This window comes from Gilliamella sp. wkB292 (assembly GCF_001690235.1).
GTDB lineage: Bacteria > Pseudomonadota > Gammaproteobacteria > Enterobacterales > Orbaceae > Gilliamella > Gilliamella apicola_F.
The window spans coordinates 24,056-30,642 of the sequence record NZ_LZGO01000015.1 but is presented as its reverse complement, the minus strand read 5'-3'; the positions used below and the strand labels follow the sequence as shown (position 1 = coordinate 30,642).

General features: G+C 32.3%; 4 protein-coding genes. All 4 read left to right on the top strand.

Going from position 1 to position 6,587, the window contains the following annotated elements; translation table 11 throughout:
* The first annotated feature begins 206 nt into the window (after positions 1 to 206).
* Positions 207 to 2,402: a TonB-dependent hemoglobin/transferrin/lactoferrin family receptor gene (locus A9G09_RS01200; RefSeq protein WP_065633099.1), complete on the top strand. Its 2,196-nt coding sequence runs from the start codon at positions 207 to 209 to the stop codon at positions 2,400 to 2,402.
* A gap of 85 nt (positions 2,403 to 2,487) precedes the next feature.
* Positions 2,488 to 4,161, top strand: a complete 1,674-nt coding sequence (locus tag A9G09_RS01195) for an ABC transporter ATP-binding protein/permease (RefSeq protein WP_081297429.1) — start codon at positions 2,488 to 2,490, stop codon at positions 4,159 to 4,161.
* 55 nt (positions 4,162 to 4,216) lie between these two features.
* Complete coding sequence (locus tag A9G09_RS01190) at positions 4,217 to 4,735, top strand: HugZ family protein (RefSeq protein ID WP_065633097.1); 519 nt, start codon at positions 4,217 to 4,219, stop codon at positions 4,733 to 4,735.
* Between the two features lie 292 nt (positions 4,736 to 5,027).
* Positions 5,028 to 6,581, top strand: a complete 1,554-nt coding sequence (gene gshA, locus A9G09_RS01185; RefSeq protein WP_065633096.1) for a glutamate--cysteine ligase — start codon at positions 5,028 to 5,030, stop codon at positions 6,579 to 6,581.
* Positions 6,582 to 6,587 lie beyond the last annotated feature (6 nt).

Sequence of the window (6,587 nt, the reverse complement as noted above, 5' to 3'; positions counted from 1 at the left end):
TATCAATTAATTTATACATAATTTACTAATTTAGTTGAATATAATTAATACACTATTATTTGCGATAATCATTATCACATGTAAATGGTAATTATTATCATTGATCGGTTTAATCAAATTTGTTACATTAAAAATAAAACATGATAATTATCAAATATTGGAGCAATAGTTAATACAGTTCATATAAATAGGATTTTTAAAATAGGATGAAAGTAAATAAAGTATTGTTAACTATTTTGGCTGCTTCAATGCCATTTCAGGTTTATGCTGAAAATGATGATTTAGATACCATTACTGTAACAGCTAGTCGACAAAAAAAAGCAAAATTGGCCATTCCCGAAACAGTTGATGTTATTAATAAAAAAAATATTGATGATCATCAAATGTCAACAATGGAAGATCTTGTTCGCTATCTTCCCGGAATTTCTGTCAGTAGACAAACCTCAGGGACTGATCCTTTTGGTAATTTAGGCGGAATTAGAATTCGAGGCATGACCGGTAACCGCATACAAATGCAAGTTGATGGTGCAAGAGTGATAGAAGGATTACAAGATGGCAACCGTAATTTTATCGATTTATCAACAATAAAAGCGGTTGAAATTGTTCGAGGTCCGGGCTCTGTACTGTGGGGGGCTGATGCGTTAGGCGGAGTGGTTGCTTTTAAAACGTTAGATCCAAGTGATTTATTGCAGAATAAATCTTATGCGGTAAAGATTAATGGTGCTTATGATAGTTTAAATAAACAAAATACTAAAACGGGTATGCTTGCTTTCGAATTAATGCCAAATTTGGAAGCTTTACTAAGTTTTAGTCGGCGTGATTATCAAGAAGCTAAGTTAAAAAAAGCTAAAGCCAATGGGGGAATTTGGGGTTGCCCAAGAGGGGATGAGGCCATCGGATGTAATAAACTTAATCCATTAGATGCTAAAGCAGAAAATATGTTATCTAAGTTGGTTTACCATAATGATAATCGCGAAACAAAATTAACTTTTGAAAATTTTCGTTCAAACTCTTATGTAAAACAGTTGTATGATTATGGTTTGCAGTCATCAGGAACATTCAATGGTGACTATAAACGTACCCAAATACAAACACGAAAACGTTATGCCATTGATGATACGTGGTCACCATCGGTGAATTTTGTTGATCAAATAAAAACAGTAATTTCTTATTCACCCCAAGAGCGATATTTAAAATCTCACCGTGAACAAAGAGATAAGAAAAATAAACCTATCTATACTTATACTACTAATGATTATAAAGAGAAGTTTTTACAGTTTGATTTACAATTAAATTCTAGCTTTGATTTTTTAGATACAGCGCATGATTTAGTTTATGGTTTTCAAGGTGATATAACCCGTAGCCATTATCGTAATGAGAGCACTAAAAATGGTGTAAAAACAATTGGTGGCGGATTTAACTTTGCAAATGCAAAAACCCGTCGAGCTGATGTTTATCTTCAAGATGAATTTCATTTATTTACTGAACGTTTTAAAATCAAACCGGGGTTACGTTATGCCAACTATGAAATCAAACCCAATATTGATGATTATTATGTGGTGATTAAAGACAAAGAGCCTCGTAAATTGACTTCACATCGTTTAATCCCACAACTTGGTACACTTTTTTCCATAACTGAACAATATTCAATTTATGCTCGTTATGCTGAAGGTTTTAAAATGCCTACGGCGCAACAGCTATATACCTCATTGCCTTCGGCATCAATGAATTTGATTCCTAATCCGAATTTAAAACCCGAAAAAGTAAAATCGTATGAGACAGGTTTACGCGGTGATTTTTCAGAAGGCTGGTTTAGTTTTGGTGTATTTAAAGCCAATTATAGTAATTATATTAAAAATTTTATTCAGGTTGGACCTAAAGATTATACCTACAAAAATTTATCTAACGTTAATCTGTGGGGGCTTGAGTCATCTGCTGAGTGGCGTTTTTTAGAGAATTGGTCTTTGAATGCTTCAGCCTCTTATCAGTATGGTAAAAAGCAATCTTCACCTGGCGAGAAAAAATCTTACTTTAACGAAGCGATGCCTTTACAAGGTAATCTTGGTATTAAATGGCATCAACCTGAACTCAATTTTGATACCGAGATTGTGAGCACGTTTTCTAAAGCGGTTAGCCATGTATCAAAAGATGACGAGACAGCAGGCGACGTATTTAAACCTCAAGGATATGCCATTTATGATGCATATTTTAATTGGCATCCTAATAAAAATATAACACTTAGAGCCTCAGTCTTAAATATCTTCGATAAACGTTATTTTAAATGGCCGATGTTCAGTACTTATTATAAAGATCCGAAAGATAATGTAAAAGCAACCAATCCATTGGAATTGCAAACCGCACCGGGAAGAACGTTTGGTTTTGATATAGCAGTTAGTTTTTAAAAAATTTAAATCTAATTAATGATCAATTTTTGTTTAAAGAATTGATCATATTGATAAGTAATAGGCAGTATAGAGAGTAAAGATTTTGCAAACCTTAAAAAATATTTTTTTGCTCATTAAGTTATGTTGCAATACAAAACAAGGTAAGTTGGGATTTGGTTATGCATTTATTGTCATTAGCTTGAACATTATTCTAATAAAAATCAGTCTCGAAATGATAAGTTGGAATAAAAATTTTTATAATGCATTAGAAAAGTATGATATGCAGGGTGTATTAAATCAAATAATGGTTTTTATTTTATTAACTTTTTTAGGGGCAATGACTTATCTTATTGCTGATTATTTAAAAAAAGTTTTGACTATAACTTGGCGTAATGTACTGAATAATAAAATTTTAGATTATTGGATTGATAACAGAGCTTATTGGTATCTTAATAATAAACAGGGTGAAATCGATAATCCAGATCAAAGGATAGCTGAAGATTGTCAGCTGTTTGTTGAGAAATTAACCAATGAAGGGTTTTCATTTATTACACAGTTAATAGGACTTTTTTCATATTTTATCTTATTATGGCAAATTACCGATAGCTTTGTATTAGCTTTCAATATTGTCGATATCAATATCAGTATTTCTCATTATCTGATTTGGTTAGCACCGATATATGTATTATTTTGCTCATGCCTTGCTCATTGGTTGGGGAGTCCTTTAAAAACACTCTTAGTTGAACAACAACATAAAGAAGCCAATTATCGTTTTGCTTTAACACGGTTTCGAGAATCGAAAGAACCTATTGCTTTATTAAAAGGTGAAAATGTTGAAAAACAAATTTTAAATCAATATTTTGATAAAATAAAAAACAATTGGTATCAATTAATCAAGCGTCAATTACGATTAGGCTGTTTCACTAGACCTTATAATTTGACGGTACTTCAAATTCCTACTTTTTTTGCATTACCGATTTATTTGATTGGCAAAGTCAGTTTAGGTTCATTAATGCAAATTAGCAAAACCTTTAGTAATGTTGTGGTTAATTTATCTTGGTTTATTTTCAATTATAATAAACTGGCTGAACTGATTGCTTGTAGTCACCGTCTGTGTCAATTTATCAAATATACGCAATCTATCACGGAAATACATCGTCAATCCCATCAACCTGAAGAGATGATAACTACTCTACACGTTAACAACTTGATCATAAAAACCCCTCAGGGTAAAGTTATACTTAAGTGCCCAACTTTTCAGCTAAATCAAGGTGAATCTGTAATTTTGTCTGGCGTATCTGGAGTGGGAAAATCGACACTTCTAAAAATATTATCTGGCATTTATCCTTATTATGAAGGAACAGTACAATTACCCGCATCAAAAATACTCTTTTTATCTCAGACACCTTATTTTCCAATAGGTGGATTAGCCCATGCAGTTAGCTATCCTAATCCTTTACTTGAAAAAAATTTAACACATATTAAAGAACTTTTATTAGAAGTTGGTTTTACGTCAGAAAATATCGAAAATCAATTACTTGATTATGATTTTAACAAGCTATCTGGTGGTGAAAAGCAGCGTTTAGTGATCGCTAGAATCTTGATGCAAAAACCTGACTGGGTATTTATGGACGAAACAACCAATGCGCTCGATAAAAAATCAGAACAACAACTATTACAATTATTACAACGTAAGTTACCCACAAGTAGCTTTATTATTATTTCACATACAGATGTCTCAAATTATTTTAATCATTGTTATCAATTAATTTTATAACATATGACAATAAAAATAACTTGAAGATTAAATTTAAATAAAAAGGAGTTTTTCTATGGCTGAGTCCACAAATAATCTTGTACATAATACTTTAAATAGTTTACATGAGTCTGTTTTGACCTTGATATTATCGACAATAAATCAAGATACTGGTATTGAAACCAGTTATTCACCTTACTTTTTTGATGGTAATGATTACTATATTCTAATCTCTAATTTGGCGCCTCATAGTCAAAATATTAAAACAAATCCTAATATATCGTTTTTAATCATTGAAGATGAAACAAACACTAAAAACATTTATGCTCGTAGGCGTATAACATCACAAGCGACAGCTAAAGTGATTGAACGAGGTTCAGAGGTGTTTGAACAAATTATTGATAATTTGGCTAAGCGAGTCAGTAAAATGGTTTATATGTTGGCTGAAATGAATGATTTCAATTTATACAAAATCACACCAACAGTGGGTCGCGTGGTAATTGGTTTTGGTCGAACATTTATTTACAATCATCAAACCAAAGCGATAACGCCAGTTGATGAAAGCTACCTTGCTAATCAAAAAGCACAACAATAAAAGTAAAATCAAGATTCAGTATTAAAAATAGTTAAAATTGAGTAGGCTAAAAAAGTCTACTCAATTCATAATCAAATAATAACGTTGCATTATATTTTTTATCTATCAACATCTTTACATTAACAGTTTGATTATTGGAATCGGCGCTCTGCTTAATAAATGTTACTGTTTTTACCTATTAACTCTATAAAAGCTTATTTAATGATTTTAATAATATTAAAATTGCATTTAGCATAAGGCAAATTGTGTTAATATGATATTAACTAAAATATGATTAAGGAAGCAGTCAACTATGATTCCTGATGTTTCTAAAGCACTTAACTGGTTAGAAAAACATTATACTATTTTACAAGGTATTCAACGTGGTGTTGAACGTGAGACGTTGCGTATTTTACCTGATGGTACACTATCTAAGACCCCATTCCCTAATAAAATTGGATCTGCTTTAACTCATCCATGGATCACAACAGATTTTGCCGAATCGATGCTGGAATTTATTACGCCAGTTAATACCAACATCGATTATATGCTAACGTTTTTACGTGATTTACATCGTTATGCTAGTGTCAGTATTGGTGATGAAATGATGTGGCCTTTAAGCATGCCGTGCTTTGTCGCAAATGAAGATGACATTATTTTAGCGCAATATGGTAAATCAAATGAAGGACGCTTCAAAACAACGTATCGAGAAGGTTTAAAAAATCGCTATGGCGCGATGATGCAAACCATATCTGGCGTGCATTATAATTTTTCATTACCAATGGCTTTTTGGCAAGCTCGTGATGGTGTTAAAAATAGTGAAGAAGGTAAAGCGGTAATTTCTGAAGGTTATTTTAGATTAATTCGTAATTATTATCGTTTTGGTTGGGTCATTCCTTTTTTGTTTGGTGCATCTCCCTCTATGTGTTCTTCTTTCATTCAAGATCCTAAGAAAGCCAAAGCGTTTATTGAACAAACCAATGGTAATTGCTATTTACCTTATGCGACCTCATTAAGATTGAGTGATATAGGGTATACCAATAATGCTCAAAAACAATTAGGTATTACTTTTAATCATCTTGAGACCTATGCCGAAGGATTAAAACGAGCTACCCAAACTAAATCCCCAGAATTTGCAAAATTAGGTATCAAAGTTGACGGTCATTATCGTCAATTGAATGATCATGTATTACAGATAGAGAATGAATTCTATGCGCCAATTCGACCAAAACGTGTGCCTAGGGCTGGTGAAACCCCATCAGATGCTCTATTACGTGGTGGAATAGAATATATTGAAGTTAGAGCCCTAGATGTAAATCCATTCTCACCAATCGGTATTACTGAAGAACAAATTCGTTTTATTGATCTATTTTTAATATGGTGTGCCTTAGCACCCGCACCAGAAATGAGTAGCCAAGAGCTTGAATGTGCAAAATTAAACTGGAATCGTGTTGTCATAGAAGGGCGAAAACCTGGACTTGAAATTGGTATGGGGTGTGATAGTTATCATGAGCCGCTTTCTAAAGTTGGTCATGATTTATTTAAAGACTTACTACGCGTTGCTGATGTTTTAGATCATAAAGATGATCAACAGCAATATCGTAAAGTTTGTGAACGATTAGAATTGATGTTTGATCAACCAGAGCTAACACTTTCAGCAAGAACCTTACAGGCTATTAGTGATTTAGGTACGTCTGAATTTGGTTTAGTACTTGCAACTCAATATAAAAAACAACTTATAACTGAACCATTATCGTTATTAACCGATGGTGATTTTGTTCAACAACGTGTTTTATCTATTGAAAAACAGCAAAAGAAAGAGCAAAGTGATACATTATCATTTGATGATTATTTGAAACAAAAATGACCGTTT